The organism is Microbacterium sp. Bi121 (genome assembly GCF_918698005.1).
Lineage (GTDB): Bacteria > Actinomycetota > Actinomycetes > Actinomycetales > Microbacteriaceae > Microbacterium.
This window is the reverse complement of record NZ_CAKKLJ010000001.1, coordinates 1-18,663: the sequence shown is the minus strand read 5'-3', so window position 1 is coordinate 18,663 and position 18,663 is coordinate 1. Positions and strand designations below refer to the sequence as shown.

Genomic DNA, 18,663 nt, shown 5'->3' with positions numbered 1-18,663 from the left:
CCATGCGCGTCCTCGTCATCCTGAACAGCCTGGAACTCGGAGGCACCCAGATCAACGCTGTCGACTTCGCTCGCACGATGCGCGGGCGCGGGATCGAGTCGACCCTGGTGGGGCCGCGCGAGTCCGGTGGAGGTCCGTCGCTGCTCGACTACGCCGCAGCGCAAGTGGTCGAGGTCCGCGAGTACGATCCAGCACACGGAGTGATGGCGCAGGCCAGGCAGTTGCACCGCATGGCCGACGAGCTGTCCGCCGACCTCGTCCACGTGTACGGGATGTGGGGCGCCGCGCGCCCTGCCTATTGGGGGCCCGCCCGCTTCGGGCGCAGGCCCTGGGCCCAGACCGTGTATGAGATGAGCGTCACCTCGGTCGTGCACCGCAACATGCCGCTCGTCGTCGGTACCGAGTACCTGGTCGAAGAGCTCGAGCATCGCCCCGGTCGCACGATCCTGGTCTCACCGCCGGTCGATCTGGGCGCCGATTCGCCAGAGGTGCCGGGAGCAGAAGCCTTCCGCGCCGAGCACGACTTGGGCGAGGGGCCGCTGCTCGGCATCGTGAGTCGACTCGAACCACGGCTGAAGGGCACGGCCCTCGCGGTCGCGATCGACTCCATGCGCGTCCTCTCGGCCACCGGAGCGACGCTGTTCGTGGTCGGCAGCGGCGAGGCGGAAGGGTCGCTGCGGCGCCTGGCCGAGGCGGTGAACGACATCGTCGGCCGCCCAGCCGTCCGCATGCTCGGGGCGCTGGCCGATCCGCGACCCGCCTACGCCGCGGCCGACATCGTGCTCGGCATGGGCGGTTCGGCGGCCAGGGCGCTCGCGTTCGGGAGGCCGCTGATCGTGCAGGGCGAGGCCGGATGGTCGTGCCTGTTCGACGAGGGCACGGCGCGGATGCTGGCCCGGTCCAGCTACTGGAGCCCAGAGCGGCCGGAGCGTCCGGTCGAAGATCTCGTGAAGATCGCTGAACCGCTCATCGCAGACCGGGAGCGGCGGGTCGCGCTCGGAGCTCTCGGCCGCGACTTCGCCGTCGATCGCTTCGGGCTCGACGCGATGTCCGAGCGGATGGCGCAGTTCTACGCCCACTCGGTCGACGCCTACGGACTGCGGGAGTGGCTGCTAGACCTGCCACGCGAAGGGCGCAGGCTCGCCGAACGGGTCGGGCGTCGGATGCGGCCGAGGGTTCCTGAAGAGGTGACGACGTGAAGATCCGGCAGACCGACCGGGTCGGCGGCACCGACGAGCTCGAGACGACGATCGCTGCTGATGCCGTCAGCGGACGCGCCGCCTCCGGTGTGCTCTGGCTGACCGCGCAGAAGTGGGCGACGAGGCTGCTCGGCTTCGTCACGATCGCGATTCTGACCCGCATGCTCAGCCCGGAGGACTTCGGCACCGTCGCCGCGGCCTCGACGGTGCTGCCGTTCTTCTTCCTGCTCGCCGACCTCGGGTTCGCGGCGTACATCGTCCAGGTCAACAAGACCGATCGGCGGATGCTGAGCACCGCCTTCTGGTTCTCGCTCGGTGCCGGCGTCGTGCTGTGCGCGACGCTGTTCCTTCTCGCTCCTCTGCTGGGCGCGGTCTTCCGAGACGAAGACGTCGTTCCGGTGCTTCATGCGCTGTCGCTGTGGGTGCTGCTGACGGCCGCCGGTTCTGTTCCGATGGCGCTGCTGAGGCGCGACATGCGCTTCGCCGTCCTCGCAGGACAGGGGGCAGCCGCGGCAGCCGTCGCCCAGGTCGTCGCGATCGTGATGGCGGTATCGGGCTTCGGCGTCTGGGCGCTGGTCGGCCAGAGCCTCGTCGCCCCGGCGATCACGACGGTGCTGGCGTGGATCACATCGCGCTGGCGGCCGACGCGCGCTTTCTCACGCACCGAGTTCCGAACCATGGCGACGTTCGGCGGCCAGGTGCTCGGCGTCGAGTTCGTCGCCATGCTCCGAGCGTGGGGCGAGGCCGCGGTGATCTCGGCGATGCTCGGTCTAGGAGCCCTCGGCTACATGAACATCGCCCAGCGTCTCGTTCAGGTGGTGCAGGATCTCACAGGCAGCGCGATCGTTCCGGTGACGCAGGTGGCCTTCGCGAAGATCCGAGACGATCGACCACGGCTGCTCGGTGCCTATCTGCGTGCCCTGCGGCTGACGTACTTCGCCCTGTCGCTGCCGTTGACTCTGCTCGCCGTGACCGCCCCGCTGCTCATCCCGATCGTCTTCGGAGACGGCTGGGGGCCGAGCGAGCAGGTGGCGCAGGTGCTCGCGCTCGCCGGCATCCTGTCGGTCGGTGCCTGGCTGGACCACGGCCTCTTCTACGGGATGGGTCGCCCCGGCGTGTGGTTCGTCTACGCGTTGATCATCGACGGACTGACGCTCGGCACGACGTTCGCGCTCGCGGGCTTCGGCCTCGTCGCGATCGCCTGGGGCTTCCTCGTCGTCTGCATCGTGGCGACGGCGACGCGGTGGTTCCTCACGTCACGGATGCTGAAGACGCGTGTGGGAGTCGTGGCGCGGCCGTTCGGCTTCCTCGTCGCGGCCGTCCTCGCATCAGGGGCCGCGGGCTGGGGCGTCAGCCGCCTCACCGCCGAGATGCCGGTGTGGGGCTCGCTCGTGCTGATCGGGATCGCCGTGCTGGTCGTGCATCTGCTCATCACCCGTGTGCTGGCGCCGCAGGTGCTGCCGGAGGCGCTGACGATGCTCGCACGGTCACGGCTCGGGGCGCGGCTTCCCGGCATGCGCCGCTGGGCAGATGGAGGAGTTCTGTCCTCGTCGGCGACCGCCGATGGGGTTGCTGGAGGGGAGCAGAGATGAACAGGGAGAACAGGGCACGCCGTCGCGTGCTGATCATCGTGCAGAATCTGCCGGTTCCGCTGGACCGTCGGGTGTGGTTGGAGTGCCAGGCGCTGCGCAGCCAGGGCTATGAGGTGTCCGTGATCTGCCCGAAGGGGCCTGGCGACCCGTCGTATCAGGAGATCGACGGCGTGCACATCCACAAGTACGCCCCGGCGCCGGAGGCGAAGGGACTCGCGGGGTTCGCGATCGAGTTCGCCTACTCGTGGGTGCGCACGGCGCTGCTGTCGTTCCGGGTGCGCCGGCGCCATGGATTCGACGTGATCCAGGCGTGCAACCCGCCGGACACGTACTGGCTGCTTGCGCTGCTCTGGCGCCTGCGCGGGGTGCGGTTCATCTTCGACCACCACGACCTGAACCCCGAGCTGTACATCTCGCGCTTCGGTCGGCCGACGAGCATCGGTGGCCGGCTGCAGCTGGGCGGACTCGTGATGCTCGAGCGCAACACCTTCCGCTTCGCGGACCGAGTGCTCTCCACCAACGGCTCCTACAAGCGCGTCGCGGAGCGCCGCGGCGGACTCGCCTCCGACCTCGTCACGATCGTGCGCAGCGGGCCTGACACCACGGTCATGCGACCGGTGTACCCCGATCCGCAGATCCGCGAAGGCGCCGATCACGTGCTCGCGTACCTCGGGATCATGGGGCCGCAGGACGGTGTCGAGAACATCCTCGCCGTGATGGACGAGCTCGTTCACAATCGCGGACGCACGGGCGTCCGCGCGGTGCTGATGGGTTTCGGGGACTGCCTCGAAGACCTTAAGCGCGAGTGCACCGCCCGCGGCCTCGACGACAACGTTGTCTTCACGGGCAGGGTCGGGCCCGACCAGATCACCCAGTACCTCAGCTCGGCCGACCTGGGGCTGGGCCCCGATCTGAACACCCCGCTGAACAACGTCTCCACAATGAACAAGACCATGGAGTACATGGCGTACGGCGTGCCCGCCGTGTCGTTCGACCTCGTCGAGACGCGGGTCTCGGCCGGCGACACGGGGGTGTTCGTGCCGTCAGGTGACATCGTCGGATTCGCGGATGCCGTCGAGGCGCTGCTCGACGACCCGGAGCGCCGGGTGGAGCTGGGGCTCGCCGCGCGTCGCCGCGTGGCCGCCGAGCTGGACTGGAAGCCGCAGGCCGAGGCGTACGTCGGCGTGTTCGACGATCTGCTCGACAATGCCCCCGATGCCGCGCGCCTGGCCGTCTGGCCGCACGCATCGCGTCCGCAGGCGGCGGCCGGATCGGATGACCGCGAACTCGTCGATCTCGATGACGTCGCCGAGCTGCGCCGGTTCCTGCGAGACCGCAATCGATCGACAGCCGATGTGACATGAACGTCGATCACGTCCTGCTGACGCGCTTCAACCTGCCCACGGGCGGCGTCGAGGCCCGCATACGCGCGAGCGAGACCTGGCTGACGAACAGGTGGGCGCTGTTCCAGCAGTACTGCGCGCCGTCGGTCGCGGCCCAGACGACGGCGGACTTCGACTGGGTGATCTACTTCGACCCGGAGAGCCCCGACTGGCTGAAGCGGGCAATCGAGCCGTACACCGAGGAGGGGCTGTTCACGGCGATCTTCCGTGCCGAGGTGCCTCGTGAGGTCCTCGTCTCGGATCTGCGGGGCATCGTCAGACACGGCGACGGGATGCTGCTGACGACGAACGTGGACAACGACGACGGGCTCGCGGTCGATTTCATGCAACGGCTGCAGGATGCCGTCACCTTCGACGATCAGCGCGCGCTGTACATCACGGACGGTCTGATCAAGAGCGATGCCGCCGTGTACCTGCGCCGCGATCCGAGCAACGCGTTCTGCTCTGTGGCGGAGCCGTGGGAGGATCCGCGGACGTGCTGGGACGACTGGCACATCATGCTGGGGCGCTCCATGCCGGTGGTCGAGATCACGGGGACACCGGGCTGGCTGCAGGTCATCCACGGTGAGAACGTCAGCAACCGCGTGCGCGGCCGACTGGTCTCGCCGGTGGGTTGGCGTTCATCGTTCCCCGCGCTCCTCGACGATGTGAACACGCCGCCTGCCGGCCGGATCACCAGGGATCGGGTTCTCGTCGCGCCGGCACGTCGGTTGCGCGACGCCGCCCGATCGACGATGCGCCGGGCCGCGCTGGCCGTTCTCGGCAAGGACGGGATGCTCGCCCTGAAGGCCCGTCTCAGGCCCGAAAGATCAGGCAGCGCAGCGGGACGGGGGTGACCTATGCTGAGCGTGAGGGGAGACGCGACGATGCGCGATGCTCTGGGGGGGATCGTACGGCGTTGGTATGTCGTGTTCGCCGTGCTGCTCGCGTTCGCCGTCCTCACGACGATGTTCTATCGCGACGGGGGATCGTTCTCCACCCGGACCACGGTGACCTTCACCCTGCCGTCGCGATCGACTCTGCTCCCCGAGAGCGGACTCACCGACCTCAGCATCATCTCGTTCGCGGGAGCCGTCGCGACGTCGATCAACGCCGGCAAGCCGGTGCAGACGTTCTCGTCGTCGGATGCTCCGTACTACGGCGCCGGCGTTCGCGAGGGCATCATGGTCTCGCTGCGCAACACCGGAAGCCAGTTCATCAGCAGCTTCCCGTCGGCCACCATCGACATCCAGATCGTGGGCCGCACCAGGGAATGGGTGTCCGAGCGGCAGCAGCAGCTGCTCGACGACATCATGGCGGTGACCGACGCGCAACAGACCGCGACGCTCACGCCCGAATCAGACCGTATTACCGCGACGATCGAGCCGCTCAGCACCGAGATCCACCAGGTGTCGCCCGGCAGGTCGGACGTGATCATGGCGGTTTCCGCCATGACACTGGCGGCGCTCGTCACAGCCTTCTCGGCTGCTGTCGTCCTCGACCGGATCATCCGGCGGGAACGGCATCCGAGGAGACAGCGAGTGATCCGCCGAGGGGACTCGCGCGCGCTGGGGAGCGTGCGCGTGAAAGGGGAGACAGTATGAATATCGCAGACACGCTTTGGGGGTTCGTCCGCCGCTGGTACGTGGTCGTTCCGGGGTTCATTCTCGCGGTGGCCGTCGGCATCGGGATGTTCGCCGTGGTGCAGCCGGGCTACGAACGCACGGCTACGCAGCTGCTGATTCCGGGGGAGGGAACCATCCCTCCAGACACCACGAACCCGTATCTGTTCCTCGGCGGCCTGCTGCAGGCCTCGGACATCGTGGTGCGCGTCATGCAGTCCGCTGAAGTGCTCGGACCGGCGGTCGAAGACCATCCGGGCACCGAGGTGGTCGTGCGACGCGACCCCACCGTCTCGGGGCCCGTGATCCAGATCGTCGTCACCGGCCAGAGCGATGAGGCGGCCGAAGAGGTGCTGTCGAACCTGATCGACGAGACCTCGGTCGTCGTCGAGCGTCTGCAGGAGCAGCAGAACGTCGACCTGGACGACCGCATGAGTGTCTCGCTTCTGACGGAAGACACCGAGAGCGTCCTGCAGCAGAAGACCCGACTCCTTCTCAGCGCCGGTGCCGCGCTCGGTCTCGTCGTGCTCACCCTGATCGTGGCGAGTTTCGTCGACGGTCTGGCACGGCGGGCGCGCCGCGGCGGGCGCAAGGGCGGATCCGGGCGGGTTGACGGAGCCGCGGTCGAGGATGCGTCGGACGAAGCGCCCGCGGATCGGAACACCGATGCAGACGATGAGGTGAGCGTCAATGGAGCGCCGGCCGAAACCCCGGGGCGCGACGTCGGCGTGGAGCACGACATCGTTCGCGTTCGCGGTCGCGGTGCCGTGCACCCAGACGATGACGCTGTGGATGATCTCGAGGACGACTACGACGAGAGCGTAGAGGACTTCGAGGACGACTACGACGCGGACTCGGAGGTGGCCGTCACAGGGCCCCGGCGCGCGGCGAGCGTGAGATGACGATCCTCCGGTCGGGGACGTCCAGTCCGATCGCAGCCGACGCCCACAGCGCTCTGGGCCGCACCGCCGGAGTGACGGCTGCCACAACGCTGACGGTGTACATCGTGCTGCTGTTCGCCGTGCCCTCGAGCACATCGATCGCCGCCCTCGGCGGCCTCGGCCGGCCGGCGCAGCTGTGGGGCATGTTCCTGCTGTTCTGGTGGCTGCTCTCCCGGCTGCAGGCCCGCACCCCCGGGCAGCTGCGCTCGGTGCCGCAGCCGGTTCGATATGCGCTCGTCGCCTTCGTCGTCGTCGCACTCGTGAGCTTCGCGGCAGCGCTGCTGCGCGGCCAGCCTGGCGACCAGATCAGCCCGGCGACCACGGCACTGCTGCGGCTCGCCTCGTGGAGCGGCGTGCTGCTGGTGGCCATGGACGGCATCCGCACTTACGATGACGTCGCGAAACTGATCCGGCGCCTCGCGCTGGCCGGTACGGCGATGGCCGCGCTCGGGCTCGTGCAGTTCTTCACCGGCCAGACCTGGCTCGACTGGATCGTCAACATTCCCGGCCTCGCGTTCGAGGGCGCGGATGCGGCGACACGGGGATCGTTCACGCGGGCATCCGGCACGGCGATACATCCGCTCGAATACGGCACGGCCGTCGTCGCCGCGATCCCGTTGGCGATCACCACCGCCGTGAACAAGGGCTTCCGGACCACGCCGTCGCGGTACGCCGGGTGGTGGTGGGGCGCGGTGGCCGTGATCATGTTCGCATCGGCCGTGTCGGTGTCGCGCTCGGCGCTCATCGGCCTGTTCGTCGCCGTCGTCGCCTCGCTGCCTGCGATTCCCGTCGCGTATCGGTGGCTGATCGGGGTGGGCGGTGGAATCATCGCGGCGGCGGCGCTGGCGATCATTCCCGGCATGTTCGGAACCGTGATGAATCTCTTCGTCGGAGCATCGGACGACCCCAGCACGCAGTCGCGCACGGCCGCGCTCGCTCGCGTGCCGGAGTTCCTGTCGTCCTCTCCGACAATCGGTCAGGGGTTCGGAACGTTCCTTCCGCGCTACTACATCTTCGACAACGCCTGGGTGCTGCTCCTGGTCGAGCTCGGCGTCCTCGGGGCGTTGAGCCTCGCCGCGATGGTGCTCTCCGCGATGGGGTCTGCGCTCTGGTCGAGCAGGCATTCTCCGTTCGCCGACCTGCGTGCGATGGGCCGCGCGCTCGTGGCCTCGCTGCTCACGATCTCGGTGCTGCTGATCTTCTTCGACGGGCTGTCCTTCCCGATCTCGGCAGGGCTGCTCTTCCTGATGATCGGGCTGACCGCGTCGGTGCGCACGGTGGCCGCGGCGGACGAAGACCTCGTCGCAGCGTCGCGACACGTCGCCCGCCCCGAGCCGGCGCTGCCGGAGGCCAGCACGCTGCCGGCCGCGAAAAGCGCGCAGAAGGATCCGGCGACCTGATGCGCACGGCGATCCACCACCTGCTGTCGGAGCAGGCGAGACAGCGACCGGATGCTCCGGCGCTGAGCTATCAGTCGGCGACGCACAGCTACGCCGAGGTGTGGGGTGCCGCGCGCTCTGCCGCCGCGCAGCTGCACGGTCTCGGGCTCGAGCGGGGCGATCGCGTCGCGATCTATCTCGAGAAGCGCGTCGAGACGGTCGCTGCGTTCTTCGCGGCGTCCGTCGCCGGGGGCATGTTCGTGCCGATCAATCACGTGCTCAAACCCGCCCAGGTCGGGCACATCCTCGCGGACAGCGGGGCGCGGTTCCTCGTGACCTCGGCCGACCGGCTGTCACAGCTCGCCGTCGTGCTGGCTGGGGCGTCCGTCGAGCACGTGATCGTGGTCGGTGCTGCGCCGCCCGAAGCAACCGGAGACCACAGCGTGCACGGCTGGGCGGCTCCCGGCACCGGCGCCGACGACTTCACGCCGGTCGACGTCATCGATCTCGACCCGGCCGCGATCCTGTACACGTCCGGCAGCACCGGCAAGCCCAAGGGCGTCGTGCTCAGCCACCGCAACCTCATCGTCGGCGCCGAGAGTGTCAGCACCTACCTGCACAACACCGCGGACGACGTGATTCTCAGCGTCCTGCCGCTGAGCTTCGACGCCGGCCTCAGCCAGGTCACGACGGCGTTCGCGGTCGGTGCGCACTGCGTGCTGATGAACTACCTGCTGCCGCGTGACGTGCCCAAGATCTGTGCGGCGCACGGCGTCACAGGGCTGACGTGCGTTCCGCCGCTGTGGTTGCAGCTCGCCGACGTCCCTTGGCCGGACGACGTGGCTCGCCGCATCCGCTACTGGGCGAACACCGGAGGACGGATGCCTCGCACGACTCTCGACAAGCTCCGCGCGACCTTCACCGAGGCCGATCCGTATCTCATGTACGGGTTGACCGAGGCGTTCCGATCCACCTACCTGGACCCTGCCGAGGTCGACCGCAGGCCGAACTCGATCGGCAAGGCGATCCCGAACGCCGAGGTGCTTGTGCTGCGGCCAGACGGCACGCGGTGCGACCCGGGCGAGGAGGGCGAGCTGGTGCACCGCGGGGCCCTTGTCGCCCTCGGATACTGGAACGACCCCGAGCGCACGGCGCAACGCTTCCGCCCCGTGCACCACCCGGGTCAGGAATGGCGTGCCCCTGAGCTCGCCGTCTGGTCGGGCGACACCGTGGTCGCCGACGACGAGGGCTTCCTGTCGTTCGTCGGCCGCTCCGACGACATGATCAAGACCTCCGGGTATCGCATCAGCCCGACCGAGCTCGAAGAGGCGGCGTACGGCACCGGTCTGGTGCGCGACGTGGTGGCCGTCGGGGTGGAGGACCCGGCTCTCGGTCATCGGATCGTGTTCGCGGTCACGCCGGCCGCCCACGGCTTCGAGGCCGCACACCTGATCACGGCGCTTCGCCCCCTGCTGCCGGCGTACATGCTGCCGTCGCGGGTGGACGTGCGCGATGACCTGCCCCGCTCGCCGAACGGCAAGTTCGACCGCCCTCGCATCAAGTCAGAGGTTTCCGCATGAGTCCGCACGAACACGTCACCGCCTTCGGCACGATCGACGGCGAATTGAGGGTGGGCGGGATGCCGCTCAGCAGGCTCTCCGCACGGGTCGGCTCGACGCCCTTCTTCGCCTACGACCGGGGCGTGCTCGACGCTCGCGTCGATCTGCTGCGCGCTGTGCTCCCCGAACGCATCGAGCTCAGTTATGCGATGAAGGCGAACCCGATGCCGGCCGTGGTGCAGCACCTTGCGACGCGCGTCGACCGGATCGACGTGGCATCCGCCGGCGAGATGCATCATGCGCTCGACACCGGCATACGCGCCGATCGGGTGAGCTTCGCCGGTCCTGGGAAGACGCCCGCCGAGATCAGCCAGGCTGTCGCCGCCGGGATCATCGTCGAGGTCGAATCGACCACGGAGCTGCGCCGAGTGATCGCCGCCGGCGACGAACTCGGTCTCTCACCGCAGGTAGCCATGCGCGTGAATCCCGACTTCGCGGTCAAGGGCTCCGGCATGCGCATGGGCGGTGGCCCGCAGCAGTTCGGCATCGACGCCGAGCAGGTGCCCGAGGTGCTCGCGGAGCTCGCCGGAAGCATCGACATCCTCGGATTCCACGTGTTCGCCGGGTCGCAGAATCTGAACGCCGAGATCATTGCCGAGGCGCAGACCCGCACGGTCGACCTCGTCACTGAGCTCGCCGAGTTGCTGCCCACGTCGCTGCGCTACCTCAATCTGGGCGGCGGTTTCGGCATCCCGTACACCGAACGCGATCGTCCCCTCGAGCTGGAGCGGGTTGCCGAGAACCTCGGCCGACTCATCGACGGGCCGATCGCCGCGCGATTCCCCGAGGCGAGTCCCGTGATCGAACTCGGCCGGTTCATCGTCGGCGAGTGCGGGGTCTATGTGACCCGTGTGGTGGATCGGAAGGTGTCGCGCGGGCGCACGTTCCTCGTCGTCGACGGCGGCATGCACCACCAACTGGCCGCTTCCGGCAACTTCGGCCAGGCCATCCGGCGGAACTATCCGCTGATCGTCGGGACCAGGGCAGCGGATGCCGGGGGCGAGGGCGTGTCCGTCGTCGGCTGCCTGTGCACCCCGCTCGATCTGCTCGGCGACGATGTCGAGTTGCCGGCGGATGCCGACATCGACGACCTGATCGTCATCTTCCAACAGGGGGCGTACGGCCTGACGGCCAGCCCCACCGCGTTCCTCGGGCACCCGGCACCCGCCGAAGTGCTCGTCTAGACACCTGAACCAAGGAGACAGCAATGACCGCAGAGACTCTGACCGCCGTGCGCGAGGTGCTTATCGATGCGCTGGAGCTGCCCGACAGCCCCGCTGACCTCACGCCCGACACGCAGCTGTTCGGGGCGCGCCCCGAGCTCGATTCGTTCGGCGTCGTCGCGCTCGTCGGCGCGCTGGAGGACCGCTTCGACATCACGATCGACGACGACGAGTTCGGCGCCGAGCTGTTCGAGACCGTCGGCACGCTGACTGCGTTCGTCGACGACAAGCGCGCCTCTGCGGCGTGATTTTGCGCGGCCACGCCTGATTCCGTGCGGCCACGTCTGATTCGCGCTGCGACCCTCTGACTCGCGCTGCGACCCCTGACTCGCGCTGCGACCCTCTGATTCGCGCGGCCGCCATCGATCACGCCGCCGCCTGGTGCGGACCCGCCGTCGAGCTCACGCTGCGAGCGCGCGGTTTCTACCGCGGGCGCGGTCGCGTGGCCGCCGCTGGTTCAGATTAGGGTCCGGTTCGCGCGGCCGCCTGTCACGCGGCGGGTCGGAATCGTTTGGGTGGCGGGTCGATCCCGCCCCATGCATAGCTGAGTACAGTCCTTGTTCGCATCGGGAATGTCTCTCCCGACGGATGGTGGAGCACGAAGTCGTCTTTGTCTCGCCGGGTGATCCGCCATCCGCCGTGGTGCAGGGTCATGTGGTGGTATCGGCAGAGCAGTACCCCGCGGTCGATGTCGGTCCGGCCTTGATCCCGGTCCCATTCGTCGATGTGGTGGGCTTCGCAGTATGACGCCGGGCGGTCGCAGCCGTGCCACCGGCATCCACCGTCACGGATCGCGAGGCCGATGCGCTGTTTCGGCGTGAACAACCGTTGCTCTCGTCCGACGTTCAGCGGATTGCCGCAGGAATCGACCGTGACAGGCACGAACCCGGTGTCGCAGACGTGTTGCTCTGCGACGGCGCCGGGCATGGACACCAGGTGGTCCTCGCTGTGTGCGACCGAACCGGTGTTGCCTCGGCATCCACCGTCTGCACCAGCCGGACGCCCGCCTGGCGGGTGCCGAACACGTTCTCGGCGTCCGCGAGCGCACCGGCGCGCAGCACATCCATGATGAGGTCGTAGGCGAGCTGATCGTTCGTGCGCGGGTCATCCGCCAAAGATGCGGCCTGTTCTTTCTCATCCGGGTCCACGAACCGAGGTCCGCCCCGGCGAGGTCGCAACGCGGCCGCCATCAACGTCTCGAGGAACAGATCGCCCTCATCGTCGAACACCATGCTCGCCCGCTTCTGCCCGTCCTGCCCGCGGAACGTCCGGAACGACCGCTTCTCGAACCGGTCCAGGAACCGTGCCTCGGCGCCCTCGGGGTCGAGCAGGTCACGGATCGTCCGCGCCTGCTGCCACAGCTCCTCGACCGTGCGCACCGCAGCCTCACCGATGAGATGTTCAGCGGCCTGCGCCCATGCCGCCCGAGCCTCCTCCTGCGCTTGCGCGCGGGCATCAGCATCCACTGGGTCGGTGTCGGTGCCATCCGGTTCGAGCTCCGGCGGCTCACCCAGCCCGCGCCGGATCGCATCGAACTGCGACGACGTCAGGCCGCCGTCCCGTAACGCACCCCGCAACGGCTGGTACCAGGGTGCAGAACCCTCCCCACGCGCCTCCTCACCAATAGGAGATGAGGCATCAGACGGTTCGGTGTCGTCGACCAGCGCTTCCCCGACCCGCGCCTTTCGCGCGGCATCCGCCTTGGTCGACCCCGTCACGTCCTGGATCAGCGATGCCGCCGACCGGTGCCCCCGCGACGCCGACAGCCCAGAGTGCCCGCGGTCGCGCGTCGACCGCACCGCGATCACGCCGGCAGCGGCGACCTGAATCTGCTCGACCTGCTTCGCCAACGCCGCGGTCTCTTCCAGGACTCTCACCACATCGGCATCCGCCATCAACATCATCGACGCCTGCACCGATTCCGCATCACCCACGTCGGCACCGCACCCACACAAGGTGGGGATCAGCGCCGCGACGTCGGTGAAAACTGCCATACTTCATGCTCCCAGGGGCCACCGACATTGGATGACTACCAGTTCACGAGCGCCAGTTCGCTGTACAGGTAGTCGACGTCGGCCGCGGGGATGCCGGTGCCGCGCACCATCCGCGCCCGCGGCGCGGCGAGCACGCGGCCGAAACTGGCCGTGAATCCGAGGATGCGCTTCTCGGCCAGAGTGAACGGCAGACCGTGCCGCAGCAGCAGGTGCGATCGCACCGCGCGCCATTCGCGCCGCAGCAGGTCACGGCTGCCGCCAACGTACAGCGGCAGGGCGAACAGTCGAAGATGCTTCAGCGTGTGCGCGCGGAACACGAGATAGGCGTACTCGTCCCCGCGCTGCACGAGCACATGACGGGCGGCGGCCGCGTCGCGATGATCCCGGTGCACCTGAGCATCCGGCCCGCGCAGGACGCGGGCGATCGCGACCGCATCGCCGCTCACCCGCACGTCACGCCCTCGCACCCACGGCGGATTGACCACGAGCTTCGTGGCGCTGTCGAGCCGGGTGAAGCCGAGCCGTTCGTTCATCGCGACGACGTTGCCGCTGGGGGAGAGATCGGTGAAGACGAACTCCCGTTGTTTCAGCAGAGCGCGGATCAGGCGCACGCTGTGCATGCGATGCTCCTCGAGCACGCAGAACGCCGCCAGATTGCACACCGGCACAGGGTCGCCATCGACGATTCGCTGCGAGTACACCGCCGCGTACGCGCCGACGACGCGGTCGCCGTCCTTCAGCATCCAGCCGCGGTTCGGACCCGCCTCCGCCCACGGCGGCCGCAGCAGGCGCGCCCAGGACGAGACCGTCACCGCCGGATTGAGCTCGTCGTGCAGGAATCGCGCGACGGCCGCGGCATCCGCATCGGCGATCGGCAGGACCTCGACCGTGCTCATGATGCCGACCTGCCGTCGGGGCCGGTCGGATCGAGGGACGGATGCCGTGCCGCCGCCTCGTGGATGATCGCTGCGTGGCCGGCCAGCATCGCCTGCACGCCGCCGGGGTCAGCGTCGCCGCGCGAGGTGGAGGGGCCGCGCGAGGTGGATGGGCCGTGCGAGGTGGCGTCGCCGGAGAGCGAGACGTCGCTGTCGGAGGACAGCACGTGCGAGGTGGAACCGCCATACGAGGTGGCACCGTCCCCGCGCTCGGCGAGCACCGTCTGCGCGATCCGGTCCACGGCCGCTCGCAGCTCAGCAGCGTTGGACTGCTCCGCCGAGTGCCACCGCGCGCTGCGAACGCGGGCGTCGCTGACGAGTCCGGCGTCGCCCGTCGCATTCGGGATCAGCACCGACCGGTCGGCGTCTCGTGCGACGAGCTCGCGCGCCCCGCCGACATCGCTGAGCAGCAGGGGCAGCCCGAATGCCGCGGCCTCCGTCGCTGCCATCGGCCACCCCTCGAAGAACGAGTCGAGCACGAACGCGTCGGCTGCCGCGAGCAGCGCGGCCGCGTCGGAGTTGCCGAGCAGATGGATGCGGTCGGCTGCCGAACCCGCGCGGCGCAGCGCGTCGGCTCGGCGCAGTTCAGCCCAGTCCGACGGAGCTCCCGCCCAGACCAGACGCAGCGGCACGCGAGACGACTCGGTCGCCGGCCCGAATGACGCGACGAGCCCTCCAGCATTCTTCTGCGCGTCGTAGCGCGCCAGGCACAGGAACACGAGGTCGTCGGCGATGTCGACGCCCAGGACCGTTGAGAGCTCCTCACGAGCACGCCGTCGGTCGTCCGGCTGTGCGGCATGCGGCGCGGGTGCGCCGTTCGGCACGACGACGATCGGTGCGGAACCACCGAGGTGGGCGAGGTGGAACTCGCGCACCGTCGCGCTGACCGCGATGCCGGTGACGGATGCAGCCATGAGGTCGGAGAACGCCGCCCAGCGGGCCGGGGTGAAGTGGATCTCGGTGTTGTGCATCACGGGGATGAGAGGCCGCGCGCTGTCGATCGCGGCTCGCTCGATGTGCGGCGGCGCGCTGTGCAGCTGGACGACGTCGGGGGCGGCGTCCTGAATCGCCTGACGGGCCGCCGCCTCGTCGTCTGCGGCGAGCACCCGGATGCCGACAACCCTGAGCCGCTGCGCCCGATCGCCGCCTCCCGGCGCGATCACGATCGGTTCGACGCCGTGCGCGGCGAGACCCAGGGCGAGGGCCTCGATGACACTGCCGATGCCACCGATGTCGAGGCTGTCGGCGGCGAGGACGCACCGCGTCGCGTCCACGCCGCTCGCCGCGAGACGCCCTGTGCCCGTCGGCGCGGAGGGCTCGGATGCGACAACTGCCCGGCGCGGCAGCGAGGGCAGATCACGTGAAAGAACGGCCCTCGTCAGGCGATGCACATAGCCGTAGCGCACGCGGGGCGGCAACCAGTCGGTGACGAGCACGACGGCTCCCCACAGGCCGGCGGCGAAGCGGGCGCGCGGATCGCGTGAACGCATATTCGCCATGGCGGATCAGGCGAAGCCGGGCAGGGGGCGGTTGCGCCGGGACGGCCAGAGCGCCTTGAGCTCATCGGCGCTCGCCCCGATCAGCGCCCATCGACCCGTCGAGTGCGAATTACCGAGTACGTGCGGCTGACCGTCGAACGGCGTGAGGGCCGTCTGCGTTTCATCGGTGAGTCCGGCGACGAAGATCAGCTCGTCCGCGTCGCGGGCGGCGATGGTGTCGCGTGCCGTGTCGACGTCGGCGGTGGCGACGGCGAACGGCCGATCGAAGCGAACGAGGTCGTCGGCGTGATCGGCGGTGGCAGCCGGATCGAGGTCGAGCACCCGCAGTGCCCGCTTGCCGCCGATCTCGAGAGCCTCGTCGATCAGCATCCGGATGTCGGCGAACACCTTCTCGCTCTCCGGGCTGATCCGATGCACGTCGCGCGCGACGGTCGATTCGCCCCACCAGATCCGGGCGCTGCGGAATCGGCGCAGTCCCTGCTGCACCGGCGTGGTCGCGTCGTCGCGTCGCACCGTGCCGCATGTCGTGTGGATGGGCACCAGTTCGGGGTACTCGTCGGCGACATGACGATGCGCGAGATCGAGCTTGGCGAGGTTCGTGCTCAGGCTGTTGTGCGTGAGGGGCACATCGCGCGCGACCGCACGACGCCCGGCTCTGCGCACGCGCAACGCGTACTCGACGCCGTAGGCGTGCCACGCCAGCAGCGGGTCCTCGGAGATCGGCTCATCGAGCACCTGCTGCCTGGTCATCATGAGCAGCACCTCGTCGAGGGTCTCGACGTCGCGCGGTGTGGGAGCCGGTTCTCCGATCATCACGATCCGATCGCGGAGGCGGCCGATGATGAGGTCGTCGCGGTCGATGCCTGCCGCGCCCATGATCCCGATGTCGGACGCATGGAGCAGCTCGGCTGCGGCCTCCTCGAGCGCGGGGAGCGAATGCAGCACGACGTCCTGGTGGACGAACACCACCACGTCGTTGCGGGACTCGCGCGCGCCGTGATTCAGCGCGGCCCCCGCTGTCGAGAAGCGGTTCTCGCGGTTGTCCACTGCCAGCAGCTCGGATTCCGGCGCCGTCGCGGACTGTGCGTCGACGGAGCGACGCAGGCACGACGAGAGCACGTCCGCGTCGTTGTACACGCACACGATCGATACCGGTACCCGCCGGCGTTCCCCAACACCCATAGGTTGCATCCCCACACCGTGAGTCTAGGGGTGGACCGCCTCGGGCAACAGAGCGGCGGCGAACTCCGAGCATCGCTACGATGAGCGCGTGAGCGTGAATGTCGCCGTCACCGTCGTGACCTACAACAGCGAGGACCACGTGTCGGCGTTGCTCGACAGCATCCCGGCAGCGTTGGGAGACTTGACGGCATCCGTCGTCGTCGTCGACAACGGGTCGACCGACCGCACGCTCGCGATCCTCGGATTACGTGACGACTGCACGCTGGTGCGCTCCACGAACGTGGGCTACGCGGCCGGCATGAACCGCGCCGTCGCAGCATCACCGCAGGCGGACGCCATCCTGATCCTGAACCCGGATGCCACCCTCGATGCCGATTCGGTGCCGCGGATGCTGGCCGTGCTCGACAAGCCTGGGGTCGGCATCGTCGCACCGCGCGTGCGCGAAGAGGACGGCGAGCTCTCGCCGACGCTCCGGCGTCGCCCGACGTTCGGACGGGTCGGCGGGCTGAGCTTCACCGGATGGCCGCGATTCACCGAGCGGATCGAGGATCCGCGCGAATACGAGACCGAGCACGACGTCGACTGGGCCGTCGGAGCCGTGCTGCTGGTCGACTCCGAGTGCTACGAGAGCCTGGGCGGGATGGACGAATCGTTCTTCCTCTACTCCGAGGAGACCGACTTCAGCCTGCGCGCGCGGGACGCCGGGTGGGCGACGCGCTACACCCCTGATGCCGGCGCCGTGCACGTCGGAGGCGGCTCCGGCGAGAGCGCCACGACGCACATGATGAAGATCCTGAACCGGGTGCGCATCTATCGACGGCTCACCGGGCCGGTGCGCGGATGGTTCTACCTGTGGGCGAGCGTACTCGTCGAGCTGCGTCGCGCGGTGCTCGGACGCAAGGAGTCCTGGCCGACCGTGCGCGCGCTCGTGAAGCCGTCCGCTCGGCCGGCGCCGCTGGGGATTAACGGGATGTTCGTCCCGCGCTGACCGTGGCCTCCCGGGCGAACCCGAGAGGCCACAGCGGTGTCAGGGCGCGATCACTCCTCGACGCGACCGATCGCCGTGCCGTCGGCATAGCGGTTGCCCGACCAGACGTTGCCGTTCGGCGCCCCGCGGCCGTTCAGGCTGTTCGTCGGACCGTACACGCCGCACGTGCCGGAGCTGCCGCGGGCGAACACGTTGTCGGTGACGGTGATGTTCTTCGTGTCGGGGTAGGGCTTGCCGGGGTAGTAGCCCGGGTTCAGGCAGTAGCCCGCCTGCGTGTGCACCCCGGCGCTGGTGGTGAAGGTCGAGGCCAGGAAGTTGCGGTTGATCGTGATGTTCTGGATCGGCGCGTAGTCGCCGTAGAACCCGATCACTGCAGAGCATCCGGCATCGCTCGTGCGGGTCGAGATCTTCGACCAGTCGCCGCAGCTGGCGTAATTGTGCTCGATGCGGAAGTTGTTCGTGCCGTTCCCGCCGAACGCGTTGTAGTGGTACGAACCGCCCAGCTCCATGCCGTGGACCCAGTTGTCCTTGGCCTCGCAGTTGCTGTCGCACTTGATGACGCCCTCGCCGCCGTGCGAGTTCACTCGGTACGCGAAGAAGTTGCTGCGTCCGATGTTCTCCCACCAGGGCAGGTCAGGAGGGCTGACCTCGGTGTCCTCGATGAGGACGGGGCCGTAGCTGGCCTTCTCGCTGTAGATGACGCCCTTCACGAGCGAATTGCGGATGGTCACGCACGGCGTGCTCTTCGACGTCGTGCCGTTGCCGGCCTCGATGATCAGTGTGCTGTTCACGACCTTCGAGTCGATCACGACGCCGCAGCTGCGGATGGTCGTGGGGCCCGTGTAGGTGGTCAGCGAGACGGGCTTGCGGGTGTCGCCGGCGAGCCCCTGCGGGTAGCCGGTGTTCTGCGGTCCTGGCCAGCATCCGCCCCACGGATCGGCGCCGCCCGGGGTGTTCGGCGCACCCACACAGCCTGCCGCCGTGGGCGGGGTGGTCGGCTGCGTCACGGGAGGCTGCGTCACGGGAGGCGTCGTCACGGGAGGCGTCGTGGGCTCCGTCGGAGTCGGCGCCGGAGTCGGTGTCGCCGTCTGGGTGGGCTGGGGCGTCG

The 18,663-nt window shown here is 68.9% G+C and carries 16 protein-coding genes; 11 read left to right on the top strand and 5 right to left on the bottom strand.

From position 1 onward, the window contains the following. Positions 1–2 precede the first annotated feature (2 nt). The 10 genes from LQZ87_RS00080 to LQZ87_RS00035 are packed head-to-tail and all read left to right on the top strand — an operon-like array spanning position 3 to position 11,205. A complete protein-coding gene (locus LQZ87_RS00080) occupies positions 3–1,199 on the top strand; it encodes a glycosyltransferase family 4 protein (protein WP_230101412.1) in 1,197 nt (398 codons plus the stop codon). Continuing rightward, a complete protein-coding gene (locus tag LQZ87_RS00075; RefSeq protein ID WP_230101411.1) occupies positions 1,196–2,791 on the top strand; it encodes a lipopolysaccharide biosynthesis protein in 1,596 nt (531 codons plus the stop codon). The genes LQZ87_RS00080 and LQZ87_RS00075 overlap by 4 nt, the downstream gene beginning before the upstream one ends. Next, on the top strand, positions 2,788–4,155 hold the full coding sequence (locus LQZ87_RS00070) for a glycosyltransferase family 4 protein (RefSeq protein WP_230101410.1): 1,368 nt from the start codon (positions 2,788–2,790) through the stop codon (positions 4,153–4,155). The genes LQZ87_RS00075 and LQZ87_RS00070 overlap by 4 nt, the downstream gene beginning before the upstream one ends. Next, complete coding sequence (locus LQZ87_RS00065) at positions 4,152–5,030, top strand: glycosyltransferase (RefSeq protein WP_230101409.1); 879 nt, start codon at positions 4,152–4,154, stop codon at positions 5,028–5,030. The genes LQZ87_RS00070 and LQZ87_RS00065 overlap by 4 nt, the downstream gene beginning before the upstream one ends. Positions 5,031–5,060: 30 nt before the next feature. Next, positions 5,061–5,777, top strand: a complete 717-nt coding sequence (locus LQZ87_RS00060) for a hypothetical protein (RefSeq protein ID WP_230101408.1) — start codon at positions 5,061–5,063, stop codon at positions 5,775–5,777. Beyond that, positions 5,774–6,697: a hypothetical protein gene (locus tag LQZ87_RS00055; protein WP_230101407.1), complete on the top strand. Its 924-nt coding sequence runs from the start codon at positions 5,774–5,776 to the stop codon at positions 6,695–6,697. The genes LQZ87_RS00060 and LQZ87_RS00055 overlap by 4 nt, the downstream gene beginning before the upstream one ends. Further along, positions 6,694–8,136 (top strand): O-antigen ligase domain-containing protein, encoded by a 1,443-nt coding sequence (locus LQZ87_RS00050; RefSeq protein WP_230101406.1) that lies wholly within the window; start codon positions 6,694–6,696, stop codon positions 8,134–8,136. Before LQZ87_RS00055 ends, LQZ87_RS00050 begins: the two co-directional genes overlap by 4 nt. Then, on the top strand, positions 8,136–9,695 hold the full coding sequence (locus tag LQZ87_RS00045; RefSeq protein WP_230101405.1) for an acyl-CoA ligase (AMP-forming), exosortase A system-associated: 1,560 nt from the start codon (positions 8,136–8,138) through the stop codon (positions 9,693–9,695). Before LQZ87_RS00050 ends, LQZ87_RS00045 begins: the two co-directional genes overlap by 1 nt. Then, the gene (locus LQZ87_RS00040) at positions 9,692–10,918 is read left to right on the top strand and encodes a pyridoxal-dependent decarboxylase, exosortase A system-associated (RefSeq protein ID WP_230101404.1); all 1,227 of its coding nucleotides are present in this window, start codon (positions 9,692–9,694) and stop codon (positions 10,916–10,918) included. Before LQZ87_RS00045 ends, LQZ87_RS00040 begins: the two co-directional genes overlap by 4 nt. A gap of 23 nt (positions 10,919–10,941) precedes the next feature. Beyond that, positions 10,942–11,205: an acyl carrier protein gene (locus tag LQZ87_RS00035; RefSeq protein ID WP_230101403.1), complete on the top strand. Its 264-nt coding sequence runs from the start codon at positions 10,942–10,944 to the stop codon at positions 11,203–11,205. Positions 11,206–11,802: 597 nt separating this feature from the next. Here LQZ87_RS00035 and LQZ87_RS00030 read toward each other — a convergent pair. The 4 genes from LQZ87_RS00030 to LQZ87_RS00015 are packed head-to-tail and all read right to left on the bottom strand — an operon-like array spanning position 11,803 to position 16,522. Beyond that, a complete protein-coding gene (locus tag LQZ87_RS00030; protein WP_230101402.1) occupies positions 11,803–12,951 on the bottom strand; it encodes a hypothetical protein in 1,149 nt (382 codons plus the stop codon). Positions 12,952–12,986: 35 nt separating this feature from the next. Then, complete coding sequence (locus tag LQZ87_RS00025) at positions 12,987–13,847, bottom strand: hypothetical protein (protein WP_230101401.1); 861 nt, start codon at positions 13,845–13,847, stop codon at positions 12,987–12,989. Next, positions 13,844–15,376: a glycosyltransferase family 4 protein gene (locus LQZ87_RS00020; protein WP_230101400.1), complete on the bottom strand. Its 1,533-nt coding sequence runs from the start codon at positions 15,374–15,376 to the stop codon at positions 13,844–13,846. The genes LQZ87_RS00025 and LQZ87_RS00020 overlap by 4 nt, the downstream gene beginning before the upstream one ends. 15 nt (positions 15,377–15,391) lie before the next feature. Next, positions 15,392–16,522, bottom strand: a complete 1,131-nt coding sequence (locus tag LQZ87_RS00015) for a glycosyltransferase (RefSeq protein ID WP_230101399.1) — start codon at positions 16,520–16,522, stop codon at positions 15,392–15,394. Positions 16,523–16,655: 133 nt separating this feature from the next. Between LQZ87_RS00015 and LQZ87_RS00010 the strand changes: the two genes are divergently transcribed. Further along, positions 16,656–17,555: a glycosyltransferase family 2 protein gene (locus LQZ87_RS00010; protein WP_230101398.1), complete on the top strand. Its 900-nt coding sequence runs from the start codon at positions 16,656–16,658 to the stop codon at positions 17,553–17,555. 50 nt (positions 17,556–17,605) lie between these two features. Here the strand turns inward: LQZ87_RS00010 and LQZ87_RS00005 are convergent, their stop codons facing one another. Continuing rightward, on the bottom strand, positions 17,606–18,523 hold the full coding sequence (locus LQZ87_RS00005; protein ID WP_230101397.1) for a hypothetical protein: 918 nt from the start codon (positions 18,521–18,523) through the stop codon (positions 17,606–17,608). Positions 18,524–18,663: the final 140 nt, after the last annotated feature.

Coding starts and splice junctions, on each gene's coding strand:
- LQZ87_RS00080 (WP_230101412.1), top strand. CDS start 3: ATGCGCGTCCTCGTCATCCTGAACAGCCTGGAACTCGGAGGCACCCAG.
- LQZ87_RS00070 (WP_230101410.1), top strand. CDS start 2,788: ATGAACAGGGAGAACAGGGCACGCCGTCGCGTGCTGATCATCGTGCAG.
- LQZ87_RS00065 (WP_230101409.1), top strand. CDS start 4,152: ATGAACGTCGATCACGTCCTGCTGACGCGCTTCAACCTGCCCACGGGC.
- LQZ87_RS00060 (WP_230101408.1), top strand. CDS start 5,061: ATGCGCGATGCTCTGGGGGGGATCGTACGGCGTTGGTATGTCGTGTTC.
- LQZ87_RS00055 (WP_230101407.1), top strand. CDS start 5,774: ATGAATATCGCAGACACGCTTTGGGGGTTCGTCCGCCGCTGGTACGTG.
- LQZ87_RS00050 (WP_230101406.1), top strand. CDS start 6,694: ATGACGATCCTCCGGTCGGGGACGTCCAGTCCGATCGCAGCCGACGCC.
- LQZ87_RS00045 (WP_230101405.1), top strand. CDS start 8,136: ATGCGCACGGCGATCCACCACCTGCTGTCGGAGCAGGCGAGACAGCGA.
- LQZ87_RS00040 (WP_230101404.1), top strand. CDS start 9,692: ATGAGTCCGCACGAACACGTCACCGCCTTCGGCACGATCGACGGCGAA.
- LQZ87_RS00035 (WP_230101403.1), top strand. CDS start 10,942: ATGACCGCAGAGACTCTGACCGCCGTGCGCGAGGTGCTTATCGATGCG.
- LQZ87_RS00030 (WP_230101402.1), bottom strand. CDS start 12,951: ATGGCAGTTTTCACCGACGTCGCGGCGCTGATCCCCACCTTGTGTGGG.
- LQZ87_RS00025 (WP_230101401.1), bottom strand. CDS start 13,847: ATGAGCACGGTCGAGGTCCTGCCGATCGCCGATGCGGATGCCGCGGCC.
- LQZ87_RS00020 (WP_230101400.1), bottom strand. CDS start 15,376: ATGCGTTCACGCGATCCGCGCGCCCGCTTCGCCGCCGGCCTGTGGGGA.